The organism is Amycolatopsis sp. WGS_07 (assembly GCF_045278895.1).
GTDB lineage: Bacteria > Actinomycetota > Actinomycetes > Mycobacteriales > Pseudonocardiaceae > Amycolatopsis.
Genome location: NZ_CP136053.1, coordinates 6629316 through 6647970, shown reverse-complemented (window position 1 = coordinate 6647970; position 18655 = coordinate 6629316). Strand labels below are relative to the sequence as shown.

The following is an 18655-nucleotide window of genomic DNA, read 5'->3' as shown; positions in this document are numbered from 1 at the left end:
AGCCGGGGAGAACTCAACGCACGGGAGGACTTGTCATGACCGAGACCGTCGGCGATTACCTGCTTTCACGGCTGCGCGACTGGGGCGTCGAGCAGGTCTTCGCCTACCCCGGGGACGGGATCAACGGTCTCGTCGCGTCCTTCGGCAAGGCGGACAACCAGCCGCGGTTCGTGCAGGCCCGGCACGAGGAGATGGCCGCCTTCTCCGCGGTCGGCTACGCGAAGTTCAGCGGGGCCGTCGGCGTGTGCATGGCGACGTCCGGGCCTGGCGCGATCCACCTGCTGAACGGGCTTTACGACGCGAAACTCGACCACGTCCCGGTCGTCGCGATCGTCGGGCAGACCGCGCGCACCGCGATGGGCGGCAGCTACCAGCAGGAGGTCGAACTCCAGACGCTGTACCGGGACGTCGCGAACGAGTACTGCATCGAGGTGAATGTCGCCGAGCAGCTGCCCAACGCGCTCGACCGCGCGTTCCGGGTCGCGCAGGCGTCCCGCACGCCGACCGCGCTGATCATCCCGGCGGACCTGCAGGAAGAGGAGTACGAACCGCCGCGGCACGCGTTCAAGCAGATGCCGTCGAGCCCGCCGGGGACCGCGTGGCCGAATCCGGTGCCGCCCGAACCCGCCCTCGGCGAAGCGGCCGACGTGCTCAACGCCGGGGAGAAGGTCGCCATCCTCGTCGGGCAGGGCGCCCGCGGCGCGGCCGAGGAGGTGCGCGAGGTCGCCGACCGCACCGGGGCCGGAGTGGCGAAAGCCTTGCTGGGCAAGGACGTTCTCGCCGACGACCTGCCCTACGTGACCGGCGCGATCGGACTGCTCGGCACCCGGCCGAGCTACGAGATGATGCGCGACTGCGACACCCTGCTGATCGTCGGCTCCAACTTCCCCTACAGCCAGTTCCTGCCGGAGTACGGCCAGGCCCGCGCGGTCCAGATCGACCTCGACGGCCGGTTCATCGGCATGCGCTACCCCACCGAGGTCAACCTGGTCGGCGACGCCGCGGCGACCCTGCGCGCGCTGCTGCCGAAGCTGCACCGGACGGAAAACCGTTCGTGGCGCGAGAAAATCGAGAAGAACGTCGCCGACTGGTGGGAGACCATGGACCAGCAGGCGGCGGTCGACGCGAAACCGGTCAACCCGATGCGGATCGTGCACGAGCTGTCCCGGCAGATCCCGGGCAACGCGATGGTGACCGCCGATTCCGGCTCGTCGACCAACTGGTACGCGCGCAACCTCCGGATCCGCGACGGCATCCGCGCCACACTGTCCGGCACGCTCGCGACGATGGGCCCCGGCGTGCCCTACGCGATCGGCGCGAAGTTCGCCCATCCCGACCGGCCGGCGATCGCGCTGGTCGGCGACGGCGCGATGCAGATGAACGGCCTCGCCGAGCTGATCACCATCGCCCGCTACCAAGGGCTGTGGACCGATCCGCGGTGCATCGTCTGCGTGTTCCACAACAATGACCTCAACCAGGTCACCTGGGAGCTGCGCGCGATGGGCGGCGCGCCGAAGTTCGAGGAATCGCAGTCGCTGCCGGACGTCGACTACGCCGGGTTCGCGCGCAGCATCGGCCTCGAGGGGATCAACGTCGAGGAACCGGGCGACCTCCGCTCGGCCTGGCAGTCCGCGTTCGCCGCGGACCGGCCGGCGGTGCTGGACGTGCGCTGCGACGCCGAGGTCCCGCCGATTCCGCCGCACGCGACGTTCGAGCAGATGAAGTCGGTCACCGAATCGGTGCTCAAGGGCGATCCGGAAGCGTTCCACCTGATGTTCCAGGGCGCGAAGACGAAGCTGCAGGAGTTCCTGCCCGGACGGTCGCGGTGACCGTCGCCGCCCCGCGCATCGAACGGATCGACGCGCGCGCCTACCGGGTGCCGACCCCTTCGCCGGAGGCCGACGGCACGCTCGCCTGGGACTCCACCACGCTCGTCGTGGCCAGGGTGCGCGCCGGCGACGCGGACGGGCTCGGCTGGACGTACGCCGATTTCTCGTGCGCCCCGCTGATCGAAGGCAGACTCGCCGCCGCGGTCGTGGGACGGCCGGTCCTCGACCCGCCCGCGTGCTGGACCGCGATGCAGCAGGCGATCCGGAACCTCGGCCGCGCCGGTTTGGTCTCTTGTGCACTGTCCGCTGTGGACATCGCGATCTGGGATGCCGCCGCCCGGCTGCTCGACGTCCCGCTGAGCCGCCTGCTCGGCCGCGTGCACGACGAGGTCGACGTCTACGCCAGCGGCGGCCTCACCTCGCAGGACGACGACGAGCTGGCCGCGCAGCTCGACGGCTGGGTCCGCGAGCAGCGCATTCCGCGGGTGAAGATCAAGATCGGCGAGTCCTGGGGAAACGCGGTCGCCCGCGACATCGGCCGGGTCCGGCTCGCCCGGGAGACGATCGGGGACGACGCGGCGCTGTACGTCGACGCGAACGGCGGCTACTCGGTCGGCCGCGCCCGCCGGATCGCCGGGCCGCTGCGGGAGTTCGGCGTGACCTGGTTCGAGGAGCCGGTGTCCAGCGACGATCTCCCCGGTTTGGCGCAGCTGCGCAGCCCGGACGGCCCGGACATCGCGGCCGGCGAGTACGGCTACGACCTGCCGTATTTCGCCCGGATGCTGCCCTCCGTCGACTGCCTCCAGATCGACGTGACGCGATGCGGCGGCTACACCGAATGGCGCCGGGCCGCCGCGCTGGCCGCCGCCGCGAACCGCGAGGTTTCCGCGCACTGCGCCCCGAATCTGTCCGCGCACGCGGCCGCGGCGACCCCGAACTTCCGGCATCTCGAATGGTTCGCCGACCACGATCGGATCGAACGGGAGCTGTTCTACGGCGGCCTCGACCCCCACGGCGGCCGGGTCGCTCCGTCGATGACCACCGCCGGGCACGGGCTGCGGCTGCACACCGACGCGGCCGCCGAGTACGCGGTCAAGGAGAGCCGATGAGCACCGCCGAACTCCCCAACCCCATCGCCCGCCTCCCCGAACCCGCCGAAATCGACCTCGAAGCCCTCGCCGCCGCCCTGCGCGACCGGGTCCAGGGCGAGGTCCGCTTCGACGACGGCAGCCGCGCCGCCTACTCGACCGACGCGTCCAATTTCCGCCAGGTTCCGCTCGGCGTCGTCGTGCCGCGTTCCCCTGACGACGCCGTCGAAGCACTTGCCGTGGCAAGGGAATTCGGTGCGCCGGTGCTCTCGCGCGGCGGCGGGACGAGCCTCGCCGGGCAGTGCACCAACACCGCCGTCGTGCTCGATTGGTCCAAGTACTGCGCCGAGCTGGAATCCGTGGACACCGAGCGTCGCACGTGCGTCGTGCAGCCAGGAATCGTGCTGGACGACCTCAACCGGCAGCTCGCCGGCACCGGACTGCGGTTCGGCCCCGAACCCGCCACGCACATGAACTGCACGCTCGGCGGCATGATCGGCAACAACTCCTGCGGCGCGACTGCCCAGCGCACCGGCAAGGTGGTGGACAACGTCGTGGCCCTGGAAGTGCTGCTCGCCGACGGAACCCGGTTCTGGTGCAGAAAAACCAGCGACGCCGAGTACGCCGAGATCGAGCATCACGGCGACCGTCGCGCCGCGGTCTACCGGCAGCTGCGCCGGCTGCGCGACGAGTACGCCGGCGAGATCCGCCGCCGCTTCCCGGACATCCCGCGCCGGGTGTCCGGCTACAACCTCGACTCACTGCTGCCCGAACACGGCTTCGACGTCGCTGGTCTGCTCGTCGGCAGCGAATCGACGCTGGTCACCGTCCTGCGCGCGGAACTCAAGCTGGTGCCGGTGCTGCCGGAGCGCGCGCTGGTCGTGCTCGGCTACCCGGACATCGCGACCGCCGCCGACGCGGTGCCGGACATCTTGCCGCACGAACCGATCGCCCTCGAAGGCGTCGACCACCGGCTGCTCTACGACGAACGGCTCAAGCACCTCAACGAAAAAGCCCGCGAGAAGCTTCCGCGCGGGCGGGCGTTCCTGATGGTCCAGTTCGGCGGGCAAACCCGGGAGGAGGCCGACGACCAGGCGCGCGGATTGCTGGACTCCGTCGAGGGCGCCGAGGTCGCGTTCCTCGACGATCCGGCTCGCGAGGCCGAACTCTGGCAGGTCCGCGAAGCCGGGCTCGGCGCGACCGCGCACGTCCCCGGCGAGGCGGACACCTTCGAGGGCTGGGAAGACTCCGCCGTCCCGCCCGCGCGGCTGGGCGACTACCTCCGGCGGCTGGACGCGCTGTACGCCGAATTCGGCTACGCCAGCGAAACCGGGCCGAGCCTGTACGGCCACTTCGGACAGGGCTGCGTGCACACGCGGATCCCGTTCGACCTCTACACCGCGTCCGGCGTCGCGGCCTACCGCCGGTTCATGGAACGAGCCGCCGACCTCGTCGCGGAGTTCGGCGGCTCGTTCTCCGGCGAGCACGGCGACGGCCAGAGCCGCGGCGAACTGCTGCCGCGCATGTTCGGCGACACCCTGGTCACCGCGTTCGGCCAGCTCAAGGCGATCTTCGACCCGGCGGACCGGATGAACCCCGGCAAGGTCGTCGCACCGTGCTCGCTGGACGAGAACCTGCGCCTCGGCGGTTCGTGGTCCCCCGCCGAACCGCGCCGCCTGCACTTCCGCTTCCCGCACGACGGCGGCTCGTTCTCCCAGGCCGCCAACCGCTGCGTCGGCGTCGGCCGCTGCCGCCAGTCCACTTCGGACAGCGGCGACGTGATGTGCCCGTCCTACCAGGTCACCGGCGAGGAAGAACACTCCACGCGCGGCCGGGCCCGGCTGCTGTTCGAAATGCTGAACGGACACCGCGACGGCCCGATCGCCGACGGCTGGCGCTCCACCGCGGTCCGCGACGCGCTCGACCTGTGCCTTTCCTGCAAGGGCTGCAAATCCGACTGCCCGGCCGACGTGGACATGGCCACCTACAAGGCCGAATTCCTGGCGCACCACTACGCGGGCCGCCCCTGGAAGCGCCCGCGCTCGGACTTCAGCATGGGCTGGCTGCCGCTCTTCGCCCGCCTCGTCGGGAAAACCCGCACCGCCCGGCTGGTGAACCTGCTGGGCAAAACCCGGCTCGCCACCCGCGCCGCCGGGGTCGAGGACCGCGAAATCCCCCGCTTCGCCCCGAAAACGCTGCCCCAGTGGTTCGCCCGGCACCACCCCACCGGCACCGGCGCACGCGGCACCGTAATGCTCTGGCCAGACACCTTCACTGCCTATTTCCACCCGCACGTCGCGGTCGACGCAGTCCGGGTACTGGAGGACGCGGGCTGGCGGGTGACGCTGCCCGAACCGTCGACGTGCTGCGGCCTGACCTGGATTTCCACCGGCCAGCTGGGAATCGCGAAGCGGGTGCTGACCCGCACCGTCCGCACCCTGGCCCCGCACCTGCGCGAGGGCGGCTTGGTGCTCGTCCTGGAACCCAGCTGCACCGCGGTCTTCCGCTCCGACGCGGCCGAGTTGTTCCCGGGCGACCAGGACGTCCGGCGGCTGCGGGACCAAACCGTGACGCTCGCGGAACTGCTGACCCAGCACTCGCCCGGCTACCGGCCACCGCAGGTCCCCGGGCACGCGCTCGCGCAGGTCCATTGCCATCAGCACGCCGTGCTGGGCTGGGACGCCGACCGGAAACTCTTGCAGGCGGCCGGAGTGGACGTCGAACGACTCGCGTCAGGATGCTGCGGGCTCGCCGGGAACTTCGGCTTCGAGCGCGGTCACCTGGAAGTCAGCCGCGCCTGCGCGGAACGGGTCCTGCTGCCCCGGGTACGCGAGGCCGACCAGCGGACGGCCGTGCTCGCCGACGGATTCAGCTGCCGCACCCAGCTCCACGAACTCGACAGCGGCGGCCGGGAGGGCATCCACCTCGCCGAACTGCTCGCCACCGGGCTCGGCTAGCCGGGGACCGTCTCGCCGCCCAACGCCGCCTATAAGCCGCAGCGCCCTTTGGGCACGCCACGCCCAGGGGCATTACCACCCGCACGCAATGCTGAGCTAGACACTGACCGGAATCTGTTACAAGCAGCCGGAATCGACGTCGAGCGCGGTGACCTGGAGGTCAGCCGCGCCTGCGCGGAACGCGTCCTGCTGCCCCGGGTACGCGAAGCCGACCAGCGGACGGCCGTGCTCGCCGACGGATTCAGCTTCCGCACCCAGCTCCACGAACTCCGTGAAGGACTCCTTGAGGGAATTAGATTCCCTCAAGGAGTCCTTCACGGACCGAACCGCGGCTAGCCGCCGGGAACCGTCTCCCCGCCGAGTGCCGCCAACACCTCACCGCTGTAGTAAGACGACATCCGATTCGACGCAAGAAACACATACGACGGCGCGAGATCGTCCGGATGCGCCGCACGCTGCAACGGCACCTGCAGGCCGAACTTCTCCACCTTCTCCGGCGGGAACGTCGACGGGATCAGCGGCGTCCACACCGGACCCGGCGCGACGCAGTTGACCCGGATCCCCCGGTCGGCCAATGCCTGCGCCATCGCGTAGGTCCAGGCGTGGATCGCGCCCTTCGTCGCCGAGTAGTCGATCAGGGATTTGTTGCCGCGCAAGCCGTTCACCGAGCCGGTGTTGATGATCACGTCACCGTCGCCCAGATGCGGCAGCGCGGCCGCGGTCACGCGGAAGTAGCTGTGCAGGTTCACGTCGAAGGTGTGTAGCCACTGCTCTTCGGTCAGGTCCTCGGGACGGTCGACCGGCCACTGGGTCGCCGCGTTGTTCACCAGGATGTCGAGTCCGTCCAATTCGGACAGAGTGTGCTCGACGATCTCCCGGCAATGCGCGGCCTCGGCCAGATCGCCGGGGAGCAGCAGGCATTCCCGGCCCTCGGCGCGCACCCGGTCGGCGGTGTACTCGGCGTCCTCGTCCTCCTTCACGTAGGAGATCGCGACGTCCGCGCCTTCTTTCGCGAAGGCGATCGCGACCGCGCGGCCGATCCCGGAGTCGCCGCCGGTGATCAGCGCCCGCTGTCCGGCGAGCAGGCCGCGGCCCTCGTAACCGTCCATCGAATCACGCGGACGCGGGTCCATGTCCTCGGTCGAGCCCGGCGGTTCCTGCCGCTGCGGCGGGCGGATCCGGTCAGCCATGCGTGTCCTCCCCGAAAGGCCTGATACGGCCGCGCAACCGTCCCCCTGCGACGGTCGCGCGGCCTCTCCTCGCACCAGCGGTTACCCCGGCCGGCGATCAGCAAACCTCCGCGCCGGTCAGTAGTCGTGGGACAGCGCCTCGACCAGCACCCCGGTGTCCGGATTCGGCATCGCGCGGGCGACGTCCGCCTGCGCGACGACGCCGATCAGGTCGTGGCCGTCGATCACCGGCAGCCGGCGCACCCGGTGCTGCGACATGGTTTGCAGGATCTCGGACACGTCGTCGTCCGCGCCGATCGTCACCGCTTCGCCTTGCGCCAGCTCGCCGGCGTGCACCGCGCGCGGATCCTTGCCTTCGGCGAGCACCTTCACCACGATGTCCCGGTCGGTCAGCATTCCCTTGAGCCGGTTGTCCTCGCCGCACACCGGCAGCGAGCCCAGCTGCTCGCGCGCCATCGTCTGCGCGGCGTCGTTCACCGTGTCCGACGCACGCACGCAGACGGCGTTCGGCGTCATCAAATCGCGGGCTGTGGTCATGAGAACCTCCTTCCTCCGTTCGCTCCCCGGCTACCCGGCGTCGCGGGCCTTTACGCCTGCCGCGCGGTTTCCCTTGCGGGGCCACGGGTATCCGGATGCTCGAGGAAGGAGCCGACATGCCAGAACCGTTCCCGTCCGACCCCGTCCGCGCGGAAGGCCCGCCGCTCGTCGCCGCGGGCCGGTCCGGCGCGCACCGGCTGATCGTGCTCGACCCGGCGGGCGCGGCCAAACACGAGGGCCTGCCCGCCACCTGGCGTCCGCTCGCCGAGGACCACGAGATCCTCTGGTACCGGACCCCGGTCGAGGGCGCGTGGCGCGAAACCGCCGAAGCCCTTGCCACGCCTCAGCGAAGCGATCTCGTCACGAGCGGCCCGCTCGCCGCCGATGCCCTGCGGCTCGCCGCCGAACATCCGGACGCGCTGCGCTCCGTCCTTCTCGTCGACCCGGCCGCCGAAGGCGTGGTCAGCCCCGGCGACGCCACCGCCGCCGACGAAGCCTGGCTGGCCCGGCACGACGCCGAGATCGCCGCCCTGCGCGACACCGGCGTCGAGGTCGAAGTGCTCGCCCACAGCTCCGACGACCTCGACGACCAGGTGCCGAGCCCGCTGCCGCTCGGCCACGGCCGGGTCGTCGACGCGCTCCGCGAAACGCTCGCCGCCTGGGAATCCCGCTGACCCGTTTCGCCGCACCCAAGCCGGGTAAGCCCGGAGGACGAAGGGAGGCAAACCGTGCTGGAGGAAATGAACCGGACGCCCGCGCACGAGAAGTCCACCGCGGACCTCGCGGCCGATCTGACCACCGCCATCAAACGCCTGCTCCAGGACGAATTCCGGCTGGCCATGGCCGAACTCCAGACGAAGGGGAAGCGCTTCGGGTTCGGCGCCGGGCTCGTCGGATTCGCCGGCGTGCTGGCGCTGTTCGGCGGGGCGGCCCTGGTCGCCGCGGCCGTGCTCGGCCTCGCGCTCGTGCTGCCCGGCTGGCTGGCCGCGCTGGTCGTCGGAGGGGCGTTGCTGCTGGTGGCGGGCCTGGCCGCGCTGGTCGGCGGCAAGGAAGCCAGCCGCGCGGCCCCGCCGGTGCCGGAGGAATCCGTCGAGAGGGTGCGTGAAGACGTCGAGACGATGAAGCAGGTGCGGTCATGACCGAACGCAAGGTCGAGGAAGCCAAGGCGGACCGGGACGTCACCCGCGAGGAGCTGGCCGAAACGCTGGACGCGCTGGGACACAAGCTGGACGTCCGGACGCGGGCCGCGGACAAGGTCGACGACACGATCGACCGGGCGGCCGGACAGGTGGAGAAAAGGTCTCGGCCCCGGCCGCGCAGAAGTTCCGGTCGGGTGCCGAGGCGGTCCGGAGCAACCCGCTCCCGCTGTTCGCGACGGTGCTCGGCGGGGTGCTCGCCGTCCGGTTCCTCGCTCGCCGCCGGAAGCAGGGCGGCGCATGCTGACCGACCGGGAACAGCGCGCGCTGAACGAAATCGAACGAGAGTTGTGCACCACGGATCCGCGGCTCAGCGCCAAGCTGGACCGCGGATCCGGCCGACGGCGCCGGTCCGCGTTCGAGGTGCTGGCGACGATCACCGGCGTGGTGCTGGCCGCCACCGGCGTGTTCGACTCGCGGCCGGGCATGATCGTGGCGGGGGTCGTCACGCTCGCCGTCTTCCTGGGCGGGCCGTTCGCGGTGCGGCACTGGAAGTCCGGCGGTCGCTAGATCGTTCGCTAGATCACTGTCAGGAAACCGTCAACGCCCGCCCTCGAACCGCGGTCCCGGCCCCACCCTGACTGGGTGACCGCAACTTTGTCCCGCCCGGAAACGCCGCGCACCGCCGATCGGCACCGGCTTTCCGTCGTCGGCGGCCTCGCCGCTCTCTCCCTCGACGCGATGGCGTCGGTCGCCTACGGGCCCGAGGCGATCGTGCTCGTCCTGGCCGTCGCCGGAGGAACCGGGCTCGGCTTCACGCTGCCCGTCACGCTCGCGATCGCCGTGCTGCTCGCCGTGCTGACGCTGTCGTACCGGCAGGTCATCGCCGCGTTTCCGGACGGCGGCGGGGCCTACGGCGTCAGCCGCACCCACCTCGGCCGGCGCGCCTCGCTCGTCGCGGCCGCCTCGCTGATCGTCGATTACGTCCTGAACGTCGCGGTGTCGGTCGCCGCCGGGGTCGCCGCGCTGACCTCGGCGTTCCCCGCCCTGCTCCCCTACAAGCTGTGGCTCTGCCTCGGCGTCCTCGCGCTGATCACCGGCATCAACCTGCGCGGCATCGCCGAAAGCGCGCGGGCGTTCATCGTGCCGACCGCGGTGTTCGTCGGGTCGATCCTCACCGTCGTCGTGGTCGGGCTCTTCCGCGGCGCGCCGGCCGCCACGGTCGCGGCTGGGCACGTCGAGAACCTCCAGACGGTCGGAATCCTGTTGCTGCTCAAGGCTTTCGCGAACGGCTGCGCGGCGCTGACCGGGGTCGAGGCGATCGCCAACGCCGTCCCGTCGTTCCGCAAGCCGCGCGTGCGCCGGGCGCAGCGGGCGGAGGTCGCGCTCGGCGGGCTGCTCGCGGTGATGCTGCTCGGGATCGCCGTGCTGATCGGGAAGTTCTCGATCCACCCGGTCGACGGCGTGACCGTGCTGTCGCAGGTGACCGCCGCGTCGCTCGGGAACGGTTTCGGGTACTACCTGGTGCAATTCTCCACCGTGGTCCTGCTGGCGCTGGCCGCCAACACGTCCTTCGGCGGGCTTCCGGTGCTGGCCCAGCTGCTTGCGAAGCACAACAACCTGCCGCACGTTTTCGCGCTGCGCGCCGAACGCCAGGTGTACCGCTACGGCGTCGGTTTCCTCGCCGTCGCCTCGGCCCTGCTGCTGATTCTCGCGAATGGCGACATGAACACGCTGGTGCCATTGTTCGCGATCGGGGTGTTTGTCGGTTTCACGCTGTCGCAGATCGGAATGGTGCGGCATTGGTTCACCGCCCGTCCGCGCGGCTGGCGGGGAAAAGCCGCGCTCAACGGTTTCGGCGCCCTGCTCACCGGACTCGCCGCGATCGTGGTCACCGCGACGAAATTCGGCGAAGGCGGCTGGCTGATCGTCGTCGCGCTGCCGCTGCTCGTGCTGCTGATGGAATGGGTCCACCGCAATTACCGGCACATCGGCGACCGCCTCGAACTCGGCCGCACCCCGGCCCCGCCGCGGCCCAACCGGTCGCTGGTGGTCGTCCCGGTGCACACGGTCTCCCGGCTGACCCGCGACGCGCTCGCCGCGGCGCTGTCCCTCGGCGACCACGTGGAAGCGGTCCACGTGACGCATCCCGAGGAAGAAGCCACGGCGCGTGAGTTCGTCCAAGCGTGGGAACGCTGGCATCCGGACGTCACGCTGGTCCAGCTGCACGACGAGCACCGCCGCCTCGGCGAGCCGATCGTCGAACACCTCCGCCGGCACGCCGGATGCCACGTCTTCGTCCTGGTCGCCGAGGTCGAACCGGAGCACTTCTGGCAGCGGATCCTGCAGAACCGGCGCGGCGCGGTGCTGGCGAGGGCGCTGCGCCGGCGCTCGGACGCGGTCGTCTGCCGGATGCGGTTCCGGGTCGGCGGTTAGCGCTTTCCGCCCCGGACGCCCGGTTGCCCGATAGTACTTTCGGCCGATGTCCGCAGGGCGAAAACCCGCCGAAAGTGCTGAGCCATTCCGGGGTACTTTTTCGCGCCCCGGTTTCCGGCCTCAAGATCGTCTTAGGGTTGCGGTACTTCGTGATCTTGAAACCGGAATGAGGGGCCCATGCGAAAACGGACCAGGATTCTCGGCAGAACGCTCGCCGCGGCGGGCACCCTCGCGGCGCTGGCGGTCGCCACGGCCGTCCCCGCCGCCGCCGCGCCGCGAGCGGCCGAGCCGACGTCGGTCGACCAGGACATCGCGCAGCTGTACCAGGACGTCCAAGACCTCTACAACGGGCTGCCCGCGAACGCGCTGCGCGGCGTCGACCCGCTGTTCGACTCGCCGGTGAAGCGGCCGGGCCAGCAGGCCCACGCCGCGCAGGGCCCGATCCCGGGCTGCACCCCGGGCGCGCTGCTCACCTACGCGAACGGCCTCGCCGCGAAGCTGACCCCGACCGAGGGCAAGGCGCTCAGCGCGCTGAGCGGGATCGGCCAGCTCTACACCCAGGCCATCGCCTCCGACAAGACGCCGCAGGTCTTCGGCACCGACGGCCAGTACACGCCGCGCGCCGGCTCGACGATCGACAAGCTGCGCGGGTTCTGGGACATCGAGAGCTGGAACATCCAGCTGGTCGCCTGGAAGGGCACCGACCTCGGCAGCCAGGAGCGCGTGACGCAGACGTTCAAGCTCGGCCTCGACCCGAAGCGGGCCGCCGAGGCGGGCGCGCTCGCGGTCAAGGTGCTCTACGAGGTCCCGGGCCTGCAGGGCGGCCGTCACCCGCTGCTGACCCTGAACGCGTTCTCCGCCCCGGCCGAAAGCCTCGGCGGCAAGCGCATCATGCTCGGCGACGGCCTGCTCGACGTGGTCAACCACCTCGGCTTCGACGATGTCTCGGTGGAAGCGGTCGTCGGCCACGAGTACGGCCACCAGGTCGACTTCGCGCACAAGAACTACCCGGAGAACGAGTCCAGCGAAATGGGCCCGGACGCGTACGGCGGCTACTTCGGCGCCCACGCCAAGGGCGAGGCGTGGAACGCGCGCACGCAGCAGGAAGTGACGTACCTGGACGCCTCCATCGGCGACTGCCAGCACAGCCACGGCACCCCCGACCAGCGCAAGGCCGCCGGTGCCTGGGGCGAGAAGCAGGCCGTGAGCCAGAACAACCCGAACCGGATCGTCCCGTCCGCGAAGATGATCGAGCAGTTCCAGAAGGTGTACCCGAAGCTGATGCAGCCGAAGCCGGCCGCACTGGCCGCGGCGCACTGATCCCGGCCTGAACGGGCCCCGTCTTCCGCTTCCGGGAGACGGGGCCCGTTCGCGCGTCAGGTGGCGATGGTGGCCAACGGGTCCAGGCCATACGTGCGGGCGTACCCGTTCTCGACGCCGACGAGCAGGTCGACGACCTCGAAATATCGGTCCCAGAACGGAGTTTCCCGCAGCGCGTCGATCAGGAGCTGGTAGGCACGGTGGTCGTCGGCCTCCCACACCCAGACGTCGGTGACGCGCGCGGAGTAGAACTCGGTGTCGTAGAACCGCGACCGGACGCCGGTGGTTTTCGCCTCGATCGCCGGGACGACCTGGGTGGCGAAGGCGTCCGCGCGCTCATGGGGAGTCAGCGCGAGCCATTCCGGCGTGGTCTTCACCAGCAGGAACGCGGTCACCGGTGTTTCAGACATTGGTGTGTTCCTTCCGGGTCAGGATTCGAAGGCAGGCTTGAGGATTTCGGCGCACCACTGTTCGAAAGTGGTGGGAGACGCCGTGTCCACCGTGCGCGTGACGCCCGCGTCGAGGCCGTTGTCCTTGGCGTGCTTCATGTCCGCGATGCCGTGGACGAACGCTTCGTTGAGGCCGTAGCCGAGGAGCGTGCTGCGCAGATCGTCCAGCGACTCGCGTTCGTAACGGACCGGAATGCCCAGCTGCTCGGTCATGATGCGGGCCAAGTCGTTGGGAGACAGGTCCTCCGGCCCGAGCACCGGGACGTCGGCGAAGCCGGTCCAGGTCCGGTCCAGCAGCAGGCGCGCGGCGACCGCGGCGATGTCCGCGACGGCGACGAGCGGGGCCTTGCGGTCTGGCTCCAGGACGTCGGTGTAGACGCCTTTCTCCCGGATCGAGTCGACCTCCTCCAGCAGATTCTCGAAGAACGACGGATTGGCCAGCGCCCGGTACGCGACGCCGGTTTCCGCGATGAGTTCGTCCATCGCGAGAGAGGCGGTGACCAGCCCGGCGCGATCGGCGACCGCGGTGCCGCGGCCGAGTGCGGAAACGCCGACGACGTGCCCGACCCCGTGCGCGGCAAGGGCTTTCGCGGCCGGACGGGTGAAGCCGCTCCAGCCCTCCGCCGGGGTACGCGTCGAATCCGGTGGGACGAGCCAGAAAACGGCGTCCGCACCCTCGAAGGCGCGGTCGACCACCTCGGCGTCGCCGTGTGAACCGACGACGACCTCGACGCGCTCGCGCACCGCGTCCGGCAGCCTGGCCGGATCGCGGACGATCACCCGCAGGTCCTCGCCGGAGTCCAGCAGCCGAGCCAGCAAGCCGCTGCCGATGTTGCCCGTGGGGGCGGTGATGACGATCATGAAAACCTCGTGGATAGGACCGACTGGATACGTCCTCGATCCTGCTGAGCGCTCCGGTGCTGCCACAATGGGAACTTCAGCACGCAATCATTGCCTGAAGTGGAATGACCCTGGTGAACAGCCTGAACCCGGCGATCGACGCCAACCTCGCGGTCGCGCTCGACGCCCTGCTGACCGAGCAGAGCGTCACCCGCGCCGCCGCGCGCCTGCACACCTCCCCGGCCGCGATGAGCCGCACCCTCGCCCGGTTGCGCCGCATCCTGCAAGACCCGCTGCTGGTCCGGGCGGGGCAGGCCATGGTGCCGACTCCACGCGCCCAGGCCCTGCGCGACGAGGCCGCCGCGGTGGTGCAAAGCCTGGGCGCGCTGCTCAGCCCCGGCACGGTGGTCGACCCCGCGGCCCTGCGCAGCACCTTCACCATCCAGGCCGCCGATCTCGTCGGCGCGGCTTTGGCTGTCGGCCTGCTGCGGCTCACCCGCGACGAGGCCCCCGGAATCTCGCTGCGCGTCCGAGCCGAGGAACTGGAAGCCGGTTCAGCGCTGCGCGACGGCCGGCTGGACCTGGAAGTCGGTTCGATCGACCACGTCGACCCCGAAACACAGGTCGAAAAACTGTTCACCCTGCGCATGATGGCGGGCGTCCGGCCCGGGCACCCCTCGCCGAAGAACCGCTGACCCCGGCCCGGCTCGCCTCCGCCGACCACGTCGCGGTCAGCCGCCGCGGCCGCTTCACCGGCCCCCTCGACACCGCGCTGGCCGAACACGACCTCCGCCGCCGCGTCGCGATCGTCCTCCCGAGCCACCTGGCCGCGATGACCCTCGCCGCCCGCAGCGACGTTGTCTGTCTGGTCCCCGCCGCGCTCCCCGGCGATCTCCCGTCGCCGCTCACCGCCGACGCGACCGCGCTCGGCCTGCGGCTGCTCGACATCCCGGTTCCGTTGCCGCCCTTGACGATCGGGATGGCGTGGCATCCGCGCCAGTCGGCCGACGGGGCTCATCGCTGGCTGCGCGACGCGGTGCGGCGGAGTCTTCGCCGCAGTTCCTGAGCGGCCTTTGTCATTCCGGCCAGGCACTGCCCTTGATGATCTCCACGAAGTCCTTCCGCTCGAACTCCGGATCGAAATACGCAAGCACGTCGTCGTTCATCGTTCCGAACGTCGTCTCCGGACGCCCGGCCATGCCGTCGCGAAACGCCCGCAGGATGCGGTTCTTGAAATCCACCCGAGGATGCGCCGCGACCACTTCCGCGCGCTGCTCCTCGCCGATCTCGGCCAGGTCGAGGCCGAGCACGTCGGTCTCCACCCCCAGCGTCACCACCGCCACTTCCGGAGCCAGGTGCAGCGGAATCTCCGGGGTGGTGTGCAAAGCGATCGCCAGCCAGACGTTCCGGGCGTCTTCCTCCGGGCGGCCGTGGTCGAGGAGGAACGTCCGGGCCGCCTCGGCGCCGTCGAGTTCGAAGCGGCGGTCGGCGGTCGCGTAGGACTTGGTGAGCCCGAGGTCGTGGAACAGCCCGCCGACGTACGCCAGTTCCGGATCCACCGGCAGCCCGCGCGCGGCGGCTTTCAGCGAGCCCCACAGGAACACTCGCCGCGAATGATGGAACAGCGTTTCGTCGGCGGCGCTGCGCACCAGCGCGGTCGCCTGGCGCACCAGTGCTGTTTCGGGGATCTCGATCCCGGCGATGACCTCGGACACCACGAACCTCCTCGCGAAATGGGCTGAGCCGAGTCTCGCCCGGCGAGTTTCCCGGTCCCACCGCGAAAACCGACCGCCTGCCCACAGATCAGGACACGTCCGCCCGCGTGGTCTCGAACCGTGCGCGGTACTGGCTCGGCGACGCCCCGAGCCGCGCCACGAAGACGCGCCGCATCGTCTCGGAGCTGCCGAATCCGGCTCGGCGCGCGGTTTCCGCGACGCCGTGGCCCGCGTCGAGAAGTGCTTTCGCGTGGTCCAGCCGCACTTGCTCGACATACTTCGCCGGCGTCGTGTCCAGTTCGCTCGCGAACAGCCGCGCGAGATGCCGTGCGCTGACTCCGGCCCGCGACGCCAGCGTGCTCGCACTGTGGTCGAGCGCGGGCTGCGCCGAAACCAGGTCGAGCACCTCCCGCAACGTCGGCGTGTTCGGCCGCGGGACCCGCAGCGGCGCGGAGAATTGCGACTGGCCGCCTGGCCGCTGCATGAACATCACGAGACCGCGGGCGACGGTGCGCGCGAGATCGGGACCGTGGTCGTCTTCGACCAGCGCGAGCGCCAGATCGATGCCCGCCGACACTCCGGCGGAGGTGAAGATTTCGCCGTCCCGCACGAAAAGCGCGTCGGGCAGCACCTGGACGTCCGGGTACGCCCTGGCCAGCCGGGCCGCGTGCCGCCAGTGCGTGGTGGCCCGCCGTCCGGACAGCACGCCCGCGGCAGCCAGCGCGAAGGAACCGGTGCAGATCGATACCAGCCGGCGGGCGCGCGGCGCGATCTCCCGGATCGCGCCGGTCAGGTCGGCCGGCACGCCGTGCTCCACCAGCGTGTCCCCGCCGCACACCACGACGAGGTCCGGGTCCGGCGTTTCGGCGACCGGTCCGTCCACCGGCAGCCGGATCCCGACCGACGTCGCCGCCGGAGCCCCGGACGGCGACCGGTAGCCGATCGAATACCCGGCCCCGGACAGGTTCGCCTCGGCGAACACCTCGGCGGGCCCGGTCACGTCGAGCATCTTCACGCCGTCGAACACGACGAAAACCACGCTCGCGCCCATGATCCCGACCTCCGGGGAGCAGCATAGGGTCAGGCGGAGTCCAGCCGGAGCACCGCGGCGTCGTACTGGGCGCGGGCGAACCGGAACGGCCCGAACCCGCGGTAGTCCCGCTTCGGGCGATGCGGCTGCGCGAACGCATCCCAGACGACCTCGTCGCCGGTCACCGTGATGCGCGCCAGCAGCGGCCAGCAACCCCAATCCCCGCACGAACAGCCGAGCAGCGGCGTCGCGCCGTCCGCCTGGCCGTGGAAGTGCTCGGTCGGCGTCCCCTCGAAAGCGCGGAGACTCAAGCCGCCGTAGGCATCCCCGGCCGGGGACATGCCCGCGGCGAGTTCGAACCGGTCGATCAGCTCGGTGAGCGCGACGTCGTCGACGAACGGCACCGCGGCGAGTTCACCGGGTGGACGGAATTCGAAGCGAAGGGTGGCCACGACCTAGATTATCCGCGCGCAGATCTCAGCGACCCGCTCGGCGGGCAACGTGCGCCCCGCTACCAGGCCGCGCGGAGAATCCCCGTTACGTCTGCCGCCGAGACCTCCCGAGGCGTGTTCGCCAGCACCCCGTCGGCGAGCGTGTCCGCCGCCAGCTCCGGCAGATCCCCTTCGCCGATCCCGAAGTCCCGTAACCGGCCGGCCAGCTCCACCTCCGCGACCAGGCGTTCCACCGCCGCGATCGCCGCGTCCGCATTGTGCGCGGCCGATTTCCGGGCATCGGCGACGCCCAGCGGTTCGGCCAAGCGCGCCAAGCGTTCCTCCCGGACCGCGCGGTTGAACCGCAGGCACTCGCCGAGCACCAAAGCCAGCGCCTGACCGTGCGGAAGGTCGAACCGGCCGCCGAGCGCGTGCCCGATCCCGTGCACCACCCCGAGTCCGGTGGTCCGCATCGCCAGGCCCGCCGTGTGCGCGGCCACCATCAGATTGGCCCGCGCCGCCAAATCCCCGCCGACGGAAACGGCGCGGCGCAGATTCGCCGCGACCAGCCGCACGGCTTGCAGGTCCAGACCATCCGCCCAGGGATTCGGCCGGGCGGACAGGAACGACTCCACGGCGTGGGTCAGGCAGTCGATTCCGGCGGCCGCCGTCGCGCGCGGCGGCAGGCTCAGGGTGAGGGCCGGGTCGAGAAGTGCGTACCGGGCAAGGCAAGTCGGGCCGCCGAGGTAACACTTGCGCTGCTGCGCCGGATCGGTGATGACGCCGAGGTCGTTGCACTCCGAACCGGTGCCGGAGGTGGTCGGGATCGCGACGATCGGCAACGCGGGCACGAGATCCGCAGCCGCTTCGGTGCTCCAGCTCAGTTCGGCCGCCGGACGGTCGTTGACGGCGGCGAGCGCGATCCCCTTCGCAGCGTCCAAAGCAGACCCTCCGCCGAGCGAAATCACTGCCTGCGCACCGATTTCGCGCACGAAGGCACCGCCAGCGTCGACGTCGTCGGTGGTCGGGTTCGGCTGCACCTCGGCGAAAACCTCGACCGTCAGGCCTTCTTGCCGCACCAGCCGCATCGCCTGTTCCGGCAGTGGGGTCGCGACGAGGCCGCGATCGCTGACCAGCACGACGTTTCGCGCGCCAATGTTCTGTACCAAGCGCGGCAGCTGTTCGATGGCGCCGTCGGCGAACGTGGCGGCCGGGTAAGGGCCGATCTCCATGGCTGGGATCTGGTTGTCCGTCATGGCTTCCTCCCGAACCGTTCCTCGTCGATGCCGACACCCAGCCCCGGCGCGGACGGCACGTGCAACAGGCCGTCCGCGTCGATGTCGAGCGGGGCGGCCAGCAGGAAGTCGCGCCGCCGCGGCGTCCACACCGGCGGGTCGTAAGGGAATTCGAGGTACGGCCCGCCGCCGACGCCCGCGGTGACGTGCAGGTTCGCGAGCAGGCCGAGGCCGTTCGACCAGGTGTGCGGCGTGAAGAGCCGGTTGCGCGCCAGCACCAGTTCGGCGAGGGTGCGGGCGCGCAGCATCCCGGCGGCGAGCGCGACGTCCGGCTGGTAGACGTCGAGGGCGTCGGATTCCACCAGGTCCAGCAGCTCGCTGAAGGTCCGGACCATCTCTCCCCGGCGACGCGGACCCCGGCCGCCCGCACCGCGCGCAGGCCGGGCCGGTCGTCCAGCGGCA

Annotated in this window: 18 protein-coding genes and 2 pseudogenes; 10 read left to right on the top strand and 10 right to left on the bottom strand. The window is 70.8% G+C overall.

Going from position 1 to position 18655, the window contains the following annotated elements; all coding sequences use genetic code 11:
• Positions 1-35 precede the first annotated feature (35 nt).
• The 3 genes from RPX00_RS31385 to RPX00_RS31375 are packed head-to-tail and all read left to right on the top strand — an operon-like array spanning position 36 to position 5874.
• The gene (locus RPX00_RS31385; protein ID WP_406630796.1) at positions 36-1829 is read left to right on the top strand and encodes a thiamine pyrophosphate-requiring protein; all 1794 of its coding nucleotides are present in this window, start codon (positions 36-38) and stop codon (positions 1827-1829) included.
• Positions 1826-2938: an enolase C-terminal domain-like protein gene (locus RPX00_RS31380; protein WP_406630794.1), complete on the top strand. Its 1113-nt coding sequence runs from the start codon at positions 1826-1828 to the stop codon at positions 2936-2938. Before RPX00_RS31385 ends, RPX00_RS31380 begins: the two co-directional genes overlap by 4 nt.
• On the top strand, positions 2935-5874 hold the full coding sequence (locus RPX00_RS31375) for an FAD-binding and (Fe-S)-binding domain-containing protein (RefSeq protein WP_406630792.1): 2940 nt from the start codon (positions 2935-2937) through the stop codon (positions 5872-5874). Before RPX00_RS31380 ends, RPX00_RS31375 begins: the two co-directional genes overlap by 4 nt.
• 117 nt (positions 5875-5991) lie before the next feature.
• Here the strand turns inward: RPX00_RS31375 and RPX00_RS31370 are convergent, their stop codons facing one another.
• The 3 genes from RPX00_RS31370 to RPX00_RS31360 form a co-directional block, all read right to left on the bottom strand.
• Positions 5992-6192, bottom strand: coding sequence for a hypothetical protein (locus RPX00_RS31370; RefSeq protein ID WP_406630790.1), 201 nt, complete (start codon positions 6190-6192; stop codon positions 5992-5994).
• A gap of 14 nt (positions 6193-6206) precedes the next feature.
• Positions 6207-7064, bottom strand: coding sequence for an SDR family oxidoreductase (locus RPX00_RS31365; protein ID WP_406630788.1), 858 nt, complete (start codon positions 7062-7064; stop codon positions 6207-6209).
• Between the two features lie 117 nt (positions 7065-7181).
• Positions 7182-7601 carry a CBS domain-containing protein gene (locus RPX00_RS31360; protein WP_406630786.1) on the bottom strand — a complete coding sequence of 140 codons (420 nt, stop codon included), beginning with the start codon at positions 7599-7601 and terminating at the stop codon, positions 7182-7184.
• A 116-nt stretch (positions 7602-7717) separates the two neighbouring features.
• Here RPX00_RS31360 and RPX00_RS31355 point away from each other — a divergent pair, with 116 nt between their 5' ends.
• The 6 genes and pseudogenes from RPX00_RS31355 (at position 7718) to RPX00_RS31330 (ending at position 12493) form a co-directional block, all read left to right on the top strand.
• On the top strand, positions 7718-8275 hold the full coding sequence (locus RPX00_RS31355) for a hypothetical protein (RefSeq protein WP_406630784.1): 558 nt from the start codon (positions 7718-7720) through the stop codon (positions 8273-8275).
• Between the two features lie 54 nt (positions 8276-8329).
• A complete protein-coding gene (locus tag RPX00_RS31350; protein ID WP_406630782.1) occupies positions 8330-8740 on the top strand; it encodes a phage holin family protein in 411 nt (136 codons plus the stop codon).
• A pseudogene (locus tag RPX00_RS31345) lies at positions 8737-8820 on the top strand (DUF3618 domain-containing protein); the annotation flags it as partial. The gene RPX00_RS31350 and the pseudogene RPX00_RS31345, both read left to right, overlap by 4 nt.
• A 217-nt stretch (positions 8821-9037) precedes the next feature.
• On the top strand, positions 9038-9307 hold the full coding sequence (locus tag RPX00_RS31340; RefSeq protein ID WP_406630780.1) for a DUF3040 domain-containing protein: 270 nt from the start codon (positions 9038-9040) through the stop codon (positions 9305-9307).
• 75 nt (positions 9308-9382) lie between these two features.
• Positions 9383-11173: an APC family permease gene (locus tag RPX00_RS31335; protein ID WP_406630778.1), complete on the top strand. Its 1791-nt coding sequence runs from the start codon at positions 9383-9385 to the stop codon at positions 11171-11173.
• A gap of 177 nt (positions 11174-11350) precedes the next feature.
• A complete protein-coding gene (locus RPX00_RS31330; RefSeq protein WP_406630777.1) occupies positions 11351-12493 on the top strand; it encodes a hypothetical protein in 1143 nt (380 codons plus the stop codon).
• A gap of 56 nt (positions 12494-12549) precedes the next feature.
• Here the strand turns inward: RPX00_RS31330 and RPX00_RS31325 are convergent, their stop codons facing one another.
• Together RPX00_RS31325 and RPX00_RS31320 are read right to left on the bottom strand one after the other, a co-directional pair.
• The gene (locus RPX00_RS31325; protein ID WP_406630775.1) at positions 12550-12903 is read right to left on the bottom strand and encodes a darcynin family protein; all 354 of its coding nucleotides are present in this window, start codon (positions 12901-12903) and stop codon (positions 12550-12552) included.
• A gap of 18 nt (positions 12904-12921) precedes the next feature.
• The gene (locus RPX00_RS31320) at positions 12922-13803 is read right to left on the bottom strand and encodes an NAD(P)H-binding protein (RefSeq protein ID WP_406630773.1); all 882 of its coding nucleotides are present in this window, start codon (positions 13801-13803) and stop codon (positions 12922-12924) included.
• A gap of 104 nt (positions 13804-13907) precedes the next feature.
• Between RPX00_RS31320 and RPX00_RS31315 the strand changes: the two are divergent.
• Positions 13908-14848 (top strand): annotated as a pseudogene (locus RPX00_RS31315) (LysR family transcriptional regulator).
• Positions 14849-14858: 10 nt separating this feature from the next.
• Here the strand turns inward: RPX00_RS31315 and RPX00_RS31310 are convergent.
• From RPX00_RS31310 to RPX00_RS31290, 5 genes are all read right to left on the bottom strand, one after another.
• Positions 14859-15497: an HD domain-containing protein gene (locus tag RPX00_RS31310; protein WP_406630771.1), complete on the bottom strand. Its 639-nt coding sequence runs from the start codon at positions 15495-15497 to the stop codon at positions 14859-14861.
• 88 nt (positions 15498-15585) lie between these two features.
• Positions 15586-16548: a GlxA family transcriptional regulator gene (locus RPX00_RS31305; protein WP_406630769.1), complete on the bottom strand. Its 963-nt coding sequence runs from the start codon at positions 16546-16548 to the stop codon at positions 15586-15588.
• A 29-nt stretch (positions 16549-16577) separates the two neighbouring features.
• On the bottom strand, positions 16578-16979 hold the full coding sequence (locus RPX00_RS31300; RefSeq protein WP_406630767.1) for a hypothetical protein: 402 nt from the start codon (positions 16977-16979) through the stop codon (positions 16578-16580).
• Between the two features lie 59 nt (positions 16980-17038).
• On the bottom strand, positions 17039-18214 hold the full coding sequence (locus RPX00_RS31295) for an iron-containing alcohol dehydrogenase family protein (RefSeq protein ID WP_406630766.1): 1176 nt from the start codon (positions 18212-18214) through the stop codon (positions 17039-17041).
• Entirely contained in the window at positions 18211-18588 is a 378-nt protein-coding gene (locus RPX00_RS31290; RefSeq protein WP_406630764.1) for an enolase C-terminal domain-like protein, read from the bottom strand. The genes RPX00_RS31295 and RPX00_RS31290 overlap by 4 nt, the downstream gene beginning before the upstream one ends.
• Between the last annotated feature and the right edge of the window lie 67 nt (positions 18589-18655).